Source organism: Paraburkholderia gardini, assembly GCF_907164575.1.
Lineage (GTDB): Bacteria > Pseudomonadota > Gammaproteobacteria > Burkholderiales > Burkholderiaceae > Paraburkholderia > Paraburkholderia gardini.
In genome coordinates this window covers 12,468-28,297 of sequence record NZ_CAJQYY010000029.1, presented here as the reverse complement: position 1 = coordinate 28,297, position 15,830 = coordinate 12,468, and the positions used below count along the sequence as shown (strand labels likewise).

The following is a 15,830-nucleotide window of genomic DNA, read 5'->3' as shown; positions in this document are numbered from 1 at the left end:
CATGTCCTTCACCGACACCCTGCGGCACGATCACGAAGCAATCTTCAAGCTGCTGGACGAATGCCAGAAACTGGGCATTTCCAGCGAAGAAGGCAAAAAGAAACTGGTTCAGGCCCGTGCCCTCGTACAGGCGCATCTGAAACGGGAAGATACCCAGCTGTACCCCGTCATGCAGCGACATGAGGAGACGCGCGAACTCGGCGCGACGTATTCGGCGGAGATGCAAAACATCACCGCCGACGTGAACGGATTCTTCGATGCCTATGCGAACGGCGGATCCGGCCTCGATTACGCACGGCATCTGGGACGCACCATTTCCCAGCTCCGCCAGCGTATGACCCGCGAAGAAGTACGTCTTTATCCCGCGTTCGCGAATTATTGCGAGTAGTAGCAAGCAGCAACCGTGCGGGCGCACTTTTGCTCCCGCACGCTTTCCCTGGCGGCCCTCAAACCCATGGATCTATACCGGAACATGCGACTGTTCGTGCGCGTCGCGGAGGACCTGAGCTTCACGTCCGCCGCACGTTCACTGACGATGAGTATCGGCGTTGCTTCACGGCTCATCACCGAGCTGGAGCAGCATCTGGAAACGCGTCTGCTGCATCGCACGACGCGCCAGATCGCGCTGACCCAGGCGGGCAGGCGCTATCTGGGCCGCTGCCGCGCGATCCTCGCTTCAGTCGACGAAGCCGAGGCCGAAGCGCGCGCGGTGCATCTTCAGCCGGCCGGCCGGCTGCACGTTCATGCGTCACCCTCGATTGGCCGGCATTATCTGGTGCCGGCGATCGGGCAATACCAGCAGCAGTATCCGCACGTTCATGTTGCATTGTCGTTATCCGACGAAAACATGGACCTGCTCGAAGACGGCTTTGACACCGCGATCGTCGCGATGCCCGCGTTGCGCGACTCGTCGTTTATCGGCGTGAATCTTCGCGAGACGTACAGCGTGCTGTGCGCGGCACCGGGTTATCTACGACGCGATACAACCGTCGAGACGCCGTTCGATCTCGAAGCCCATCCGTTCGTGAGCTTCACGCCGGCGTTCACGGAATCCGTCGATCTCGCGCTCGTCGATGCAAACGACGCATCCGTGATCGTGACGACGAAACCGGCGTTTTGCGTGAACACGCTCGAATCGGCCGCTTCGGCACTCGAACTCGGCATGGGTATCGGCGCGCTGCCGCTGCATGTGGCGGTCGAAGCGATCGGTGCCGGACGTCTCGTGCGCGTGTTGCCGCACTACCGCCTGCAGCCGCTCACACTGTATGCGCTCTTTCCGTCGCGTCAGTTCCTCGACGCGAAAGTGCGCACATGGCTCGATCATCTGAAGATTCATTTTGAAGGGGCTGCACGGCGCGAGGAATCCATCCTGGCCGAAGCCTCCAGGGTCGCAACCGTGACCGCGTTGCGTGCCTGATCCTTGCCGCGTTTGTGTCACTCCGTTAGCCGGCCTCCATTCTGGAGCCGGCGCTTTTTTGCCTGTTTCATGGAGCGATTCCAGTCATGCGCGGCGTGCGCGCCGCACCCGGATTCATCCTTGCAGGAGCCCGCGCGCGGCGCGGCCGCGCTTACCGGTTCTGCGCGCGCAGCAGCAGCGCCTCGAACTTCTTTAGTTCGACGGGTTTCACCAGATGTGCCTCGAAACCTGCGCTGCGGGTCTGCGCGAAATCGCGCGCGTGGCCGAAGCCCGTCATCGCCGCGTACAGCGTGTTGCCGAATCCCGGCAGTACGCGCAGCGCTGCCAGCACTGCGTAGCCATCCATTTTCGGCATCGCCAGATCGATCAGCGCGGCCTGGGCCGTGAAGTCGCGCGCGATTTCGAGCGCATGGGGTCCGTCATACGCGATGCGCACGTCATGGCCCATCAGTTCGAACAGCATGCCGAGGCTGTCTGCGGAATCGCGGTTGTCGTCGACGATCAGCACGCGCAGCGGCGCGGCGGCGGGCGCCTGCGCGTCCGCGGCATCGGGCGATGCCGCGGCAGCCTGCACCGTTCGCAGCGGCAAGCGGACGCTCAGCGTCGTGCCCTTGCCCGTGCCCTCGCTCGACGCGGTGATCGTTCCGCCATGCAGTTCGACCAGCGAGCGGCACAGCGTGAGTCCGATGCCGAGGCCACCTTGCAACGGCAACGGCCACTGCTGCTCCTGCACGAACAGATCGAAAACCGCTTCGAGCAGGTCCGTGCCGATCCCGCAGCCTGAATCGCGGACTTCCAGCAACGCATGACCGCCCACTGCCCGCGCGCTGATCGTGATCGTGCTCGCTTCCGGCGAAAATTTCGAGGCGTTGTGCAGCAGGTTTTGCAATACCTGCACGAGACGTGTCGGGTCGGCGGTGACATGCACCGGTTCATCCGGCGTCACGATCTCGACCCGCTGGTTGCGCGACTCTGTAAAGGGTTTCGACACCTCGACCGCGCGCGCCATGATCTCGCCCAGCTCGACGTCCTCAAGCCGGATTTCGATCTTGCCCGATGTGATGCGGCCCACGTCCAGCAGATCGTCGACAAGGCGAGTGACGTGCGTCACCTGCCGGTCGATCACGTCGCGCGTATGTTCCAGCGAAGGGCTCAAGCCGGTTTCGAGCCGCATCACGCCGACCGCATTGCGCAGCGGTGCGAGCGGATTGCGCAGTTCGTGCGCGAGGATCGCGAGAAAGCGCTGCATGCGCTCGCTGGACAGTTCGAGTTCCTCGCGATGACGCCGCTCGGTCATATCGCGCGTCACCTTGGCGAAGCCGTGCAGCAAATTCGATTCGTCGTAGACCGCCGTGATCGTGACGTTGGCCCAGAACATCGTGCCGTCCTTGCGCACTCGCCAGCCTTCGTCCTCGACGTGGCCGGTCAGTTTCGCGGTCACGAGTTCACGCTCGGGCTTGCCGTTTGCGATGTCTTCTGCCGGATAGAACACGGAGAAGTGCTGGCCGATGATCTCGTCGTGGGTGTAGCCCTTGAGGTTGCGCGCACCCGTATTCCAGCTGATCACGCACCCGGTCGGGTCAAGCATGAAGATCGCATGGTCCTTGACGTTTTCGACGAGCAGCCGGAACCGCTCCTCGCTCTGATGCAGCGCCTCCATCTGGGCGCGCTGGATGGTGAGGTCGCGGGTGATCTTCGCGAAGCCGCTCAAGCGGCCTTGAGCGTCGCGCAGTGCCGTAATCACGACGTTTGCCCAGAATTGCGTGCCGTCCTTGCGCACGCGCCAGCCTGCGTCCTCGAACCGGCCATGAAGCGTGGCCTGAACCAGTTCATGGTCCGGCCAGCCGCGGGCGACAGCTTCTTCTGTGTAAAAACGCGAAAAATGTATGCCGATGATCTCGTCTGCCCGGTAGCCCTTGATGCGCTCGGCGCCGGTGTTCCAGGTAATGACATGGCCCGTCGGGTCAAGCAGGAACATCGCGTAGTCCTCGATGCCTTGCACCAGTGCGCGGAAGCTCGCTTCCTGGACGGACGGCCCGATAGCGGAGGCGCCTGGCGGCTCGCCGGATGCGATGGTTTCGGGAGGGAGCCGCGTATTGGACGAAATCATGGCGCGTGAGGTGTATGTTTATTGACGCGGCAAGGGATATACCTCACGCGGCGGATAGCGCCCCGCGCTGGGGTAATTCCGGACGGACCCTGGGCAAAACTTCAGGTGTCAGTATGCCGCTAATCCGCGTAAGCGGCCATGACGAGCCACATATCCCGTTCGTCGTCGCGGATTTCGGCGGCCAGCGCGTAGGGCGCGCACGGATCGCACATTTCCATGAGCGTGTTCTGCGCGAGTTCGCCGTTCCCAAATACGCGTTCCGATACGCGGCGCACTTCCTCCTTGCCTTCAAACATGTTCTGGCCGGGACGAAATACGAGGGGCTCGCGCTTCCAGCGTTTAAAGCATTCGAGAACGTTCTTGAAGTCGCCACCGCAAACACTGGTCTCGTAGTGGACCTTCGTGGTCGATTCCATAATCTGCTCCGCGCGGTGCATTACTGGCTTGCACCCGATGCTCCCAATGCCCCCGACGCACCCATAGCCCCTGCCGCCGCAGGCGTGCTGGCGGAATTGCTCATACCGGTGGCGCCGGTATCGCTGCTGGTGTCGGCACGCTTGCAGCCGCTTGCACCGACCATCAGCGCGAATAGAGATGCGATGATCAAAACATTTCCCGGAGTGGGTTTCATGTGATTCTCCTGAATTCGTTGAGGAGCAGGAGTGCCGTATGACCGGCTGAAATGCCCGGCGGACCTTCTCCTGAAGGACATGAAGCAGGCACACACGAAGTACAGCAAGGGACGTGCCTTCCCGGGCCGTTTTCAGGCACCGGGCTAACCGCGCGAACGTGGCTGCCGATAGCGCGCGCAGCGCGTGTACGGGCCAGGGGCGCCAACGCGGTCAACGGATTCATGACGAAACATGCCGGTGTCGCGCACGAAAAAATTCCCTGAGGAAATTACAAGCCGCTCGCAAATTTTTCCTGCGGTGCCTCGCAAGAGGGGATCCATCAGGGACTGTCTGGTGAAAAACTCGACGCCGCCGTCTCAAGAACGCGAATGATGCGCCCGGGTGTGAGCGGCTTCGCGCAATGCGCGTCGAACCCCGCGGCGCGGGCCCGTGCCTTGTCTTCGGTCGATGCAAACGCGGTACATGCGATCAGCAGCATATGCGAAGTCCGCGGGTCGCCGCGCAGCCTGCGTGCGAGTTCGAGACCGTCGAGCCCGGGCATCGCGATATCGAGCACCACCGCGAATGGCTGCCATTCGCCCGCGATCCTGCAGACGTCGAGCGAATCGTGAACCGCGCGACACTCGAACCCATCGGCGTCGAGCAGCATCTGCAGGGCGTCCGCGGCGTCGTGATAGTCGTCGACGACAAGCACGCGACGATGGTCGGCCATCGCTCGCGTGAACGATCGCCACAACACCACATCGTCTCCGTCGCTCTCGCCCGGATCGACCATCCTGTTCTCCCCTCTACGCCAAAAATGCGCTGACGCTGCGTGCGCAAGATACGCACCCGGCCACGCCCCATACGCTGATCAGCCCTTCAAACCAGCGTAAGGCGACAAAAGAACGAACACAACAGGGATGAACATTGACGGGGATCGGGAGAACCCCGATAAAGTGTCAAAAAAGCACTTCAGGGAAAACCCTTCGTTGGGCCGGTGCGAGACCGTTGCGGCACGACAGTCAGATGAAAATATCTTCGATGACGTGCGTTCAACCCGCAGCCCATTGAGTGAGCGTGTCGCCGAACCCACCCCGCGCACGGGCTTCGATACGTGCGCTTGTCACCACACGCGGCGCGGCGCTCCATGCAATGCGGGCGCCCGTTGCGATCAACCGGTCCACGAGCACCACGTCTTCGCTGCATTTGCGCGGCGGAAAGCCGCCTGCGCGCAGGTACGCGTCTGCTGAGACGCCCAGGTTCGCGCCATGCACGTGACGATGGCCGTCGGCATCCATATAGCGACTGCGAAAATACTCGCGCACGCACGGCGGATGCGTGGACCAGTCGTCGACGCTGATCGATCCACATACCGCGTCCGCGCCCAGCGACAACTGCGCGACGAGCCATGCAGACGAAACGCGGCTGTCCGCATCGGTGAACGACAGCCAGCGCGCGCCTGCATCGAGCAGATGCGACGCGCCACTCGCGCGCGCGATGCCGACATTGTACGCGTTCACCGCGAGCGTATCGACGCCGAAACCATGCGCAATGACGCCCGAAAAATCGGTGCATCCATCGAGCACGACCACGACGCGGACCTCTTCCCCCGCGAGTCCCGGATGCATGGCCGCTTCCCTGACAGTCGAGAGACACGCGGCGAGCAGCGCCTCTTCATTGTGCGCGGGAATGACAACGCCGATCATGCGATGCCCTCCTCTTCTGCGACCGAGCGTCCGTGTGTCGTCCATACGTCGAGGATCAGATCGCGCTCTTCGTGATGGACGATGCGTGGCATCGCGCAAAGCGCATGCAGCGATGCGTGCGCCGCTTCCGCCGTTTGCAGCGCTTCGTCATATCGATGCCGCCAGTGACAGGCGATCAACGTTCCGTCGGATGACAACGTCGCGCGGATTTTCCGCGCGAGCGTTTCGAGTTCGCCTGCATCGAAGTAGTAAGCGATTTCGCCAAGGACGATCAGGTCGAACTCACGATCGGGCCATTCCCGCGGCACGCTGCGTTGTTCGACGTGTACGGTCGGCATATCGGCAAGCCGTGCGCGCGCCAGCTCTATGGCGGATTCGCTGAGATCGACAACGAGCAGCGCGTCGCACCGTCTGGCAAGCAACGCGCTCAGCTCGCCGTTGGAACAACCCGGCTCGAACGCACACCGGTAACGCTCGCGCGGCAGCGAGGCCATCGTGAGTTGGCGCTTGCGGCGCTCGTACCAGCGCGTGCGCACGCTCCACGGGTCGTCGCTGTGGAGGTACAACGCATCGAAGTAAGTCGCGGGCGAAGCCATGATGTCCGTCCGATGTTCCCTGCGGGAACGGTTCAAAGCAGCCACGCATGGCCGGGATCGTCGACATACGTATTGCCAAGCGACGCGAGATCGCGCTCCGCGTGACTCTGGCGCAGGAAGACAGGAAGGTCCGCCATCAGGCGGGCCAGGCGCGCGTCGCGACACAACGGCCCCGCACCGAGGGCGCGACTGGCATGCGTCATCACGGTAGAAGCCGCGCGCTCGACAGCGAGCCGCGCGCGCAGCACAACGCGCATCGCGTTCGCTTCGGGATGGGCGTCGATGAAGTTTGCGGTTTCGCGCAGCACCGCGCCGGCACCGGCAAGCGAAGCATCGACCGCGCCGAGATGCGCAAGCGCGTGAGGATCGGATCGCCTGATCACGGCTTCGCCCAGCACATTGGCAATGCCGCATGCGGCGCCGTACCAGCATGCGGCGACGCCCCCGCCACCGTGCCAGAAACCCGGGCGCACGACGTAGTCGTGTGCGCCGCCCACCTGCATCGCACGGGCGCCTTCAAAGCGCACGTCGCCACTCGCGCTTGCCTGCATGCCCACGGCATGCCAGTTTTCGCAAGACATCGATATCGACGGTTGCTGCAGATCGACTGCGGCAAGCACCGGCGCATCGTCGAGCCACGCCGTGACCAGCGCGTGGCTGACGACCTCGGCGCCGGAACACCACGCCTTCGTGCCATGCAGATGCAGCACGCCTTCGCTCACCGCGCTCGCCACGACTTTCGCATCGGGTGGCTCCGCAGCCCACGTGCCCCAAAGGCTCCGGGACCGCGCAGCCGGGCCGTGCAGTTCGGCCAGTATCGCGAACGCGTCGGTATGCCCTTCGTAGAATTTGACAAGTCCGAGATCGCGCGCCGCGACAGCCGCGAGCGCGCGCCAGCGCATCAGCGTCGCACCTTGCCCGGGTAGCGGCAACCGGTCGAGTCCGCGCTCGATCATCGCGCACAACACATCGCCGAGGTCGGTGGCAGAGCCCGCATCGAACCGGACATCGGCAAGGAAGCGTTCGAGCGAAGCAAATCTGGCAGCTGGCTCGTTTTCGAAATCGGGAAGGCCCGTGTGAAGTGTGTCGTGCGCGGCGGGCGCTACTGGCATATCAGACATTTCGCTCTCCGGGCAACGGGCGGTTAGGACAATGCGCCTGTACGTCTGGACAGCGATGTCGCAACGGCGCTCATGCCTGAGAGGCAAACCGCGTGCCCGCCCGGATATGCGCCTGTCGTGATCTCCGGGTGTAAAAGAGACCGACTAGACGAGCCCCTGGATCATGCCGCCGCTTCGATGCGACAGAAGGTAATTCAGCTTGTCCATCGACAGCGGTTTCGTCAGGTGGTAGTGAAAACCGGCTGCGAGCGCGCGCGATTTGTCCGACTCCGATGCGTAGCCTGTCAACGCGACGATCATGATGCCGGCCAGTTCCACATGTGAGCGGATCGCGCGCGCCACTTCGAAGCCGTCCATCCCCGGCATGCCGACATCGACCACCGCTACTTCCGGTCGCCATGAGCGCATCAATTCGACGGCTTCCTGCCCGTTGTCGACCGCGACCACTTCGTGGCCCTGTACCTCCAGCAGCGTTTTCAGTGCTTCGAGCGCGTCGCGGTTGTCATCCACGAGCAGGAGCCGGGCGGGTGCCGGCATCGGCGTCGTTTCGGATCGCGAAGGCTCCAGCGCGGAACGCGTGCGATCGAGGATCGGCAGACGAAGCGTCACGGTCGTGCCTTTCCCGCGCGTGCTGCTGATCGCGATCGTGCCGGCATGCAGTTCGACCATCCGCTTCGCCACCGCGAGCCCAATGCCAAGTCCGCCCTCCGCGCGCGCACTGCTCGACGGCGACTGCGCAAAAAGATCGAACATATGCGGCAACATCTCGCGACTGATGCCGATGCCGTCGTCCGTCACCGTGATCACCACGACGCCGTACTGATCCTGCCTGGCGCCGCCACCCGGGGAAGGCTCCTCGGGCAAAGGCTCCACCGTGAGTTCGATATGGCCGCCCACCGGCGTGTATTTCGCCGCGTTCGAAAGCAGATTGCCGAGTACCTGGCTTATGCGCACATGGTCCGCGCGGACATAAACGGGTTCGTCCATACCATGTAGCGTCAGCACGTGCTTGCGTGCCTCGACGTGATGACTCACAGCCGTCACCGCATCGAAGACGATTTCATTGAGCGATGTGTTGCTGTGCCGGATCGCCATCTTGCCGTGCTTCAGGCGCGCCGCGTCGAGCAGATCGTCGACGAGTGTGCGCAGGTGGCGCATCTGCCGCTGGGCGACGTTCAGCACGCCCAGCGCTTCATCGTTACTCGCGCACAAATGTTTCGATGCGCCGATGGCGCTTTCGATCGGCGACATCGGATTGCGCAGTTCATGTCCGAGCATCGCGATGAATTCTTCGCGCCGCATCTCGGCTTCCTCCAGCTGCGCACGCGCGGCTTGCGCTTCGGCGGCTTCGTCCGCGGCGACGCGCCGTGCGTTCAGATGCGTCAGCGCCGCGCCCGCGAGCGTCGCGACATCCGTGAGCAGACGCGCATCTTCCGGATCGAATGTGCGGCCCGGATCATGAGAGATCACCCACATCGCGCCATGCGGACCCTCACCGGCCGGAATCGGCACGACCAGCATTTCGACGATTTCCGGTTGTGCGTCGCGCAGGCACGCGAAGAAATGCTGCGGACGCACAAATAGCTGCGGCGTATCCAGATCGAGGGTGATGCCGCATGGACATTCGTCGCGCCGCGTGCGGCTGCCGGCAAGGACATCGCACTGACCGGCGAGCGCGACCCATCTGAACGCGGCATCGGGTGCGGACGTGTCTTCCAGCAGACTGATGCCGGCGCTGCCAGCCCTGCACGACCTGAGCGCGGATTGCGCGAACGATGGCAGCAACACATCCGGCGAGCCAGTTAGCGCGCGAATGAGCGTGATCAGCAGGTTGTTTTCGGCGAGATGGTCGGCAACTCGCGCGGGGCGTTGCAGGAACGCGCCGGTTGCCAGCACGCCAGCGACGCGAGCGTGCTCGATGCGCTGATTTACCAGGGAATTGGCGGGATTCATCCGGGCCCCAGATCGGTGACGAAGTGTGGCCAGAATTCAGCAATCCCCGTGCCGCACCGACACCTGTCGCGCGACCCGCCGCATTTTTACCTACCCAGTGAAACCGGTTGTCGCCCCGGCTTTTTTGCAACGCGAATTGCCGTGAAATCAGACGCGCAGCACGTGCCCGTCGGGCCCGATCTTGCGAGGAATATCCGTGTTCGGATCGATCGGGCGAACCTTCACGCGCGGTGCGGCGGAAGCCGCGCCCGCATTGCTCGCGGCCGGATCGGTGACTTTCTTCGCGATGGTCGGCGACGGCTTTCTGGCTGCGGACCGGTGGCCGGTCTTTTTCCGCGTGCCGGGTTTCGCGGGCGCGGTCTGCGCTTCAGGCGGGTTCCAGACCTCGACGTACCGCTCCGCGGCATACGCGCTCGACGCGATGCCCAACAACGCTACCGGCAAGATGAATGTGCGCAAGAAAGCTCTCCAGCGGGGACCGGCCGCGCCCTGACTGATGCGGTGCCGGCTAAAGGATCGCAACACTGTACATTCATACAGGCACTCGCGCAAACGGTACATAAAAATCTGATGGGCTGATGCAACAGCGGCGGTTGCCTTGCCAGCCCGGATTGCGGGAACCGAAAAGATCATGCATTTCGATCATGAGCCCGCTTCCGGGCGGGATCGTTCACGCCCGCGGGTCCGCGCGATCCCGAAGAGCCTTTTCGTAGTGCAACGGGTTGCAGGAACGACGTCCGTGCAACCCGTCTTTCGTCGGGCAGCGCGAAGCGCGAAGCCGTCCATGACGTAGAATCGCTGGACCCGGATGCCCCGACGAAGGAGGTAGCGCATGCCAAGCCCAACCGGATCGGTCGTGGCACTCAGTTCAGCGGCCTCGACCGTGTTCTCCATCGGCATCGTGTTTCTAGGCTACTGGGGCGTCCATGAGGACTCGCGCTGGGCGGTCTCACACGTCTTCGTGGTCGGCTTCGCGCTGGCGGGTTTCGCGTGCCTCGGCCTCGTTCCGTGGATGGCGACGAGCCCGGTGGAACCCGAGACCAGCGACGTGAAAATACGCGTCGCGCGCAAGATGTTCGTCGCGGGCATGACGGCCGTCTGGTTCGCCATCACGCTGTCGATCTTGCTGTGAAGCGGGAACGCGGTGAGCGGTCAGACGCTGTTAGCTGTTAGCCGCACGCTCGATCACTTCCTGGATTTCGTTGACCGACACGGGCTTCACGAAGTGATGGTCGAAACCGGCCTCGCGTGAGAGCTGGCGATCACGCTCCTGGCCGTAACCCGTGAGCGCAATCAGCAGCGCGCCTGCCGTCCCGGGCTTGCCGCGCATCGTGCGGGCAAGCTCGAAGCCGTCCATGCCGGGCAATCCGATATCGAGAATGATCACCTGCGGATCGAACGTATCGGTGAGTTCGAGCGCGGTCCATGGATCGTTCGCGGTCCGCACGTCGTGCCCAAGCGTTCCGAGCAACAGCGACAATGCCTCCGCTGCATCGACGCTGTCGTCGACCAGCAGCAGGCGGCGCGCATGCGGCGCCTCACGGATCTCCGCGGGTACCGAAACCATGGGGACCTGATCGGCGGGCAGCAGCGGCAACATCATGACGAATTCGCTGCCCTGCCCAAGCCCCGCCGAAAACGCTTCGATGGTGCCGCCATGCAGGTCGACCAGTGTTCGCGCGAGCGGCAGACCGATGCCGAGCCCGCCTTCGGAGCGCTCAAGCGAGTTTTCGGATTGCACGAACAGTTCGAACGCACGCGAGAGCATGTCCGGCAGAATACCGACGCCATTGTCCCTGACCGTGATCTTCACGTTGCCGTCCACATGCGTCACCGTCAAGGAAAGTTCGCCGTGTTCCGGCGTGTACTTGCACGCATTCGACAGCACGTTGGCAATCACCTGTGAGATCCGCACGGCATCGCCGGATACATAAAGCGGTGCATCCGGCAGATGGATCGAAATGTCGTGCTGCTTCTTCGCGATCGCGGGCTGCACCGTTTCGAGCGCCGCCGAAACGGCCGCCGTCATTTCGACAGGCTCACGCTTGAGCGTGATCTTGCCCTGCGTGATACGCGATACGTCGAGCAGATCGTCGACAAGCCGGCTCAAATGAGTCACCTGACGCGAAATGATGGCGCGTGCACTGTCGAAGGTCTCCGCCGAACGCAGACGGTCGACCTGCATCAGTTCGATCGCGTTGCGGATCGGCGCAAGCGGATTGCGCAGTTCATGCGCCAGCATCGCGAGGAACTGGTCCTTGCGCTGATCGGCGTCGCGCAACAGCAGTTCGTTGCGCTTGCGCTCCGAAATGTCGCTGGCGATGCCCGCAAGACGATAGATACGGCCATGCGCGTCGCGTACCGGAAAACCCCGTTCGCTCACCCAGCACACAGCGCCGTCGGGACGCACGATGCGGTACTCCTCCTCGAACGTGCCTTCGGCGAGAAGCGCGCGGTACGCTGCCGCAATGCGCACTGCGTCGCCTGGATGCACGTCGTCGGACCAGTGCTTCGCGCCCGCTTTCGGTATCACCGCGTCGTGGCCCCACACACGGTGATACGACGGGCTCACATAGAGCAGCTCGTCGGTCATCGGGTCGAGCATCCAGAAGACGTCTTCGATGTTTTCCGCCATCTGGCGAAAGCGCTCCTCGCTTTCGCGCAGTGCGTTTTCCGCGTGCCTGACGCGTAGCAGCGCGCGCACGTTCGCGATCAGTTCGGGTGGCTCGATCGGTTCCGTCAGATAGCTGTCGGCACCGCCATCGAGCGCGCGCACCTTGTCGATGCTGTGCACGGCCGCGGCCGAGGTCTGCAGCACGAGCGTCGACGCCGTTTCCGGGTCGGTCTTGATGCGCCGGCACACTTCGAGCCCGTTGATGTCCGGCAGTTTCACATCAAGCAGCACGAGTTCGGGAGACGCGTCGCGCACCTTGCTGAGCGCCTCGTGACCCGTCGCCGCTTCGAGCACGGCGAAGCCCGCGCGCTGCAGGATGCGCGTTTTCGCGTAACGCGCACCTTCGTTATCATCGACATTGAGGATGACGCTCGGGCGTGGATCGCTCATACGTCCTCCTCTTGCGGGTCGACAAGGCGGTCGATGGACGACACCAGTTCGCTACGCGTAACCGGCTTCAAAAGATAGGCATCGGCGCCAAGCGACTTGCCTTTCGCGCTCTCGTTGACCGCCGTCGCGATGATGATCGGAATACGCTGCCCGTATTCTCCTGCTTTCAGTTCCGCGAGCCAGTGCCACGTATCGTCTTCGCCCAGCAGCAGATCGAGCACGATCGCGTGCGGCGTGACGACCTTCATCATCTGGTCTGCCTCACGCAGGTTCTTCACGGAGATCGCCTGGTAATCCGTATTGCGCAGCCAGCTTTCATACAGAAGACGCACTTCCGGTTCGTCTTCGATAACGAGCACCGGCCGCCTGCCCGGTTCGATCGTCGTCGTTTCGCGTTCGACGGCGTCCTGCGCCGCGCCGCCGAAGTACATTGGCAGGGTGGCCGAAAAGACCGAGCCACGCCCTTCGGTGCTGTCGACGCCGATCGAGCCGCCCAGCAGCGCGCACAGTTTCCCGCATAGCGGCAGACCCAGGCCCGTGCCCTTCACCGCATATTGCAGACGGTTCTCCACCTGGCCGAACTCTTCGAAAATCAGCTGCAGGTGTTCCGATGCGACACCGATGCCGGTATCGGCCACGCAGAACGTGACCATCTTGCTGTCGCCGTGATACACGGCACTGACACGCACTTCGCCCTGCTCCGTGAATTTCAGCGCGTTCGAAATGAAGTTGCGCAGGATCTGCGCGACTTTTGCTTCGTCGGTGTAAAGCGGCGGGAAGTCGGGGCACGGGTCGAAGATCAGTTCAACCGGCGCCTCGGTGAGAAGCGGTCGCATCATGCCGCGCAACGCGGAAAACAGCGCGTCGATTTCGAATTCCGCGGCGCGAATCTCGATCTTGCCCGACTCGATCTTCGCGAGATCGAGCAGGTCGTTGACGATTTCGGAGAGATCATCCGCGGCCTTGCGGATAAAACGCACCTGCTTTTCCTGCTCGATTGTCAGTTCGCCGTCGATACGCTCGAGCAGCAGTTTCGACAGCGCGCGGATCGACGAAAGCGGCGTACGAAACTCATGGCTCATGTTCGAGAGGAAGCGCGACTTCATGTTGTCCGCGCGACGCAGGTGATCGGCTCGCTCGTCGAGTTCCGCATAGAGCGCCACGACGCCCCGATTCGTATCCGCGAGTTCGCGCGTGAGCCGCGTGAGCTCGTCCTGACGCTCATGAAGATCAGTAAGCGCTGCGAGCAGTTCGCGGTTTTGCCGCTGCAATTCTTCGTACGTGTACTTGCCTTCGAGTTCGCCGAAGCGCGCGGTGAGCGCCTTGATTGTTTCGACCGTGACAACCGGTGCGCGCTCCGGCATCGTTTTCTTGAGGATCACGGTCGTGCCGGCGCCCGGTGTCGAGTCAACCACGCACTGGTCCATCAGACGCCGCGCGGCAACGAGGCCTTCGCCCGCCGGCTGGCTCGCCGGGTCCGGCATACCCCGCCCGGCATCCACCACACGCACCGTCAACAGTTGCGGAAGCGCGTCGCCTTCGACTTCGAACGACACGCGCCCGCCGTTCGCGTGCGCGAGCGCATTGCGGGCAATTTCGAGCACGGCGGTTGCGACACGCACGCAGTCCTGCTGTCCGAAACCGAGCGCTGAACTGATCTCGTGCGCACGCCGGCGCACCGCGACCAGATCCTGTCCGGTGTCGACGGGCAGCGTGAGGATCGGCAGCGTCATGACAGCGCCGCCCGCGCGCGCGAACGCGCCACCAGAACCGTGACGTCGTCGCGACCGCGCGTGCAGTCGCGATACAGCACGCCCGCGATCAGCGAAGGATGGTGCAACGCAAGCCCCGGGTAGTGATCGATATCCCACCGCGTGAGCAGACCATCCGAGTGCATCACGAGTTGCGAGTGCGCGGACCACGGCGCGTCGACTTCCTGCGCGCGGCGCATATTGTGGCCGACGATGCCGTTGTGCGACATCATCTGCCGTTGGGTGCCGTCGTTCTGCTTCACGATCGCCGAGACGTTGCCGACGCCCGCGAAATGCAGCTTGCCCCCCACGCCGTCGAAGCGCGCGATGCCGATTGCCGCGCCACGTGTGGACCGAAGCGCGTCATGCGCGCGGTCCATGATCTCGACGACCGGCAGGCGCGCGTAGCTGTTCAGCGTCCGCACCGCCGCCATCGAAGCCGCATTCGCCTGCGGACCGTGACCGAGGCCGTCGGCCACCATGATAATCACACCTTCGTCGGTCGACGCCACGCCCCACGCGTCGCCGCACAACGTTTCACCGGCGACAGGCAGATTCACGACGCCGTATTCGAACAGGCCAGCCGGTTGCGCAGACCGGGCATCGTCGCCCCATAGTACGGCGCGCATCGCCACGCCGTGGCCGGGCTGGCTCCAGATATCGAGCTCGTCGGACTGCCGCTGGATCGCGCCCATGCCACTGCCTGCGCTGCCGGCTGTCGTGTAGCCGTCTTCGAAACACGCGTGCAGATCATGAATGCCGGGACCTTTGTCGAGCGCGAGAATTTCGATGCCGAAGCGAACCTGCGTCGAATGCGGTTGAGCGAGCGCGAGGCGTCGCACCAGCAGTTCACCATGACCCGCATGCTTGAGAATGTTCGTTGCACATTCCGTGACCACAATCGCCACACGCCCGGCCGCCGTTTCGGCAAAGCCCAGCCCCCGCGCGAGATCGCCCACGCTGCGTCGCACGTGGGCGATCTGGCTGGTATCGGCGACCAGAAACTGCTGCTGCGCCGTCGTGCTGTCGTTCACCAGGGCTTCCATTTCGTGATCGTCACTGTCGTTCCCTCGCCGGGCGTGGAACGGATATCGAACTCATCGCACAGTCGTCTTGCGCCGCCGAGCCCGAGACCGAGACCGTTGCCCGACGTAAAGCCATCGGTCAGCGCGCGGGAAATGTCGGCAATGCCCGGCCCCCGGTCGACGAACACGAGGCGCACACCACGGCGTCCGTTGCGTTCGAGCACATCGCACTGCGCCTCGCCGCCGCCGCCATGCATCAGCGTGTTGCGTGCGAGTTCGCTCGCGGCGGTCACGAGCTTCGTCTGGTCGACCAGCGAAAGACCCTGCTCGACGGCCCGTTCACGCACATACTGACGCAGACGTACGATCTGCCCGTCGTTGGTGATCGGCAGGATCTGCTGTGGCGCGCTGGCTTCGCGCGCGGTGTCGCCACTCATTGCCCCCGTGTCGACGTGATTCATGAATCGCTACGC

The 15,830-nt window shown here is 63.5% G+C and carries 16 protein-coding genes; 3 read left to right on the top strand and 13 right to left on the bottom strand.

Annotation, left to right across the window (positions count from 1 at the left end; genetic code table 11):
- Position 1 precedes the first annotated feature (1 nt).
- On the top strand, positions 2-388 hold the full coding sequence (locus LPA34_RS21815; RefSeq protein ID WP_228982136.1) for a hemerythrin domain-containing protein: 387 nt from the start codon (positions 2-4) through the stop codon (positions 386-388).
- Positions 389-472: 84 nt separating this feature from the next.
- Entirely contained in the window at positions 473-1,417 is a 945-nt protein-coding gene (locus LPA34_RS21810) for a LysR family transcriptional regulator (protein WP_228982135.1), read from the top strand.
- Positions 1,418-1,568: 151 nt separating this feature from the next.
- Here LPA34_RS21810 and LPA34_RS21805 read toward each other — a convergent pair whose 3' ends face one another.
- From LPA34_RS21805 to LPA34_RS21765, 9 genes are all read right to left on the bottom strand, one after another.
- Positions 1,569-3,527, bottom strand: a complete 1,959-nt coding sequence (locus LPA34_RS21805) for a PAS domain-containing hybrid sensor histidine kinase/response regulator (RefSeq protein ID WP_267478877.1) — start codon at positions 3,525-3,527, stop codon at positions 1,569-1,571.
- 119 nt (positions 3,528-3,646) lie between these two features.
- Complete coding sequence (locus LPA34_RS21800) at positions 3,647-3,943, bottom strand: hypothetical protein (protein WP_228982134.1); 297 nt, start codon at positions 3,941-3,943, stop codon at positions 3,647-3,649.
- Between the two features lie 20 nt (positions 3,944-3,963).
- Positions 3,964-4,158, bottom strand: coding sequence for a hypothetical protein (locus LPA34_RS21795; protein WP_228982133.1), 195 nt, complete (start codon positions 4,156-4,158; stop codon positions 3,964-3,966).
- 320 nt (positions 4,159-4,478) lie between these two features.
- The gene (locus LPA34_RS21790) at positions 4,479-4,934 is read right to left on the bottom strand and encodes a response regulator (protein WP_228982131.1); all 456 of its coding nucleotides are present in this window, start codon (positions 4,932-4,934) and stop codon (positions 4,479-4,481) included.
- A gap of 259 nt (positions 4,935-5,193) precedes the next feature.
- Positions 5,194-5,847: a glycosyltransferase family 2 protein gene (locus tag LPA34_RS21785; protein WP_228982127.1), complete on the bottom strand. Its 654-nt coding sequence runs from the start codon at positions 5,845-5,847 to the stop codon at positions 5,194-5,196.
- Complete coding sequence (locus LPA34_RS21780; RefSeq protein WP_228982125.1) at positions 5,844-6,443, bottom strand: class I SAM-dependent methyltransferase; 600 nt, start codon at positions 6,441-6,443, stop codon at positions 5,844-5,846. The genes LPA34_RS21785 and LPA34_RS21780 overlap by 4 nt, the downstream gene beginning before the upstream one ends.
- A gap of 32 nt (positions 6,444-6,475) precedes the next feature.
- Positions 6,476-7,564: an acyl-CoA dehydrogenase family protein gene (locus LPA34_RS21775; protein WP_228982122.1), complete on the bottom strand. Its 1,089-nt coding sequence runs from the start codon at positions 7,562-7,564 to the stop codon at positions 6,476-6,478.
- Positions 7,565-7,708: 144 nt separating this feature from the next.
- On the bottom strand, positions 7,709-9,517 hold the full coding sequence (locus LPA34_RS21770) for an ATP-binding protein (RefSeq protein ID WP_228982120.1): 1,809 nt from the start codon (positions 9,515-9,517) through the stop codon (positions 7,709-7,711).
- A gap of 147 nt (positions 9,518-9,664) precedes the next feature.
- Positions 9,665-9,976 (bottom strand): hypothetical protein, encoded by a 312-nt coding sequence (locus LPA34_RS21765; RefSeq protein ID WP_228982118.1) that lies wholly within the window; start codon positions 9,974-9,976, stop codon positions 9,665-9,667.
- A 373-nt stretch (positions 9,977-10,349) separates the two neighbouring features.
- On the opposite strand from LPA34_RS21765, the gene LPA34_RS21760 reads away from it, so the two are divergent.
- Positions 10,350-10,649: a hypothetical protein gene (locus LPA34_RS21760; protein WP_228982117.1), complete on the top strand. Its 300-nt coding sequence runs from the start codon at positions 10,350-10,352 to the stop codon at positions 10,647-10,649.
- Positions 10,650-10,679: 30 nt separating this feature from the next.
- Here the strand turns inward: LPA34_RS21760 and LPA34_RS21755 are convergent, their stop codons facing one another.
- From LPA34_RS21755 to LPA34_RS21740, 4 genes are read right to left on the bottom strand one after another with little or no spacing between them, the layout of a single operon-like run.
- On the bottom strand, positions 10,680-12,581 hold the full coding sequence (locus LPA34_RS21755; RefSeq protein ID WP_228982115.1) for a hybrid sensor histidine kinase/response regulator: 1,902 nt from the start codon (positions 12,579-12,581) through the stop codon (positions 10,680-10,682).
- The gene (locus tag LPA34_RS21750) at positions 12,578-14,314 is read right to left on the bottom strand and encodes an ATP-binding protein (RefSeq protein WP_228982113.1); all 1,737 of its coding nucleotides are present in this window, start codon (positions 14,312-14,314) and stop codon (positions 12,578-12,580) included. The genes LPA34_RS21755 and LPA34_RS21750 overlap by 4 nt, the downstream gene beginning before the upstream one ends.
- Positions 14,311-15,378: a SpoIIE family protein phosphatase gene (locus tag LPA34_RS21745; RefSeq protein ID WP_228982111.1), complete on the bottom strand. Its 1,068-nt coding sequence runs from the start codon at positions 15,376-15,378 to the stop codon at positions 14,311-14,313. The genes LPA34_RS21750 and LPA34_RS21745 overlap by 4 nt, the downstream gene beginning before the upstream one ends.
- Entirely contained in the window at positions 15,363-15,794 is a 432-nt protein-coding gene (locus tag LPA34_RS21740; RefSeq protein WP_228982255.1) for an anti-sigma regulatory factor, read from the bottom strand. The genes LPA34_RS21745 and LPA34_RS21740 overlap by 16 nt, the downstream gene beginning before the upstream one ends.
- Positions 15,795-15,830 lie beyond the last annotated feature (36 nt).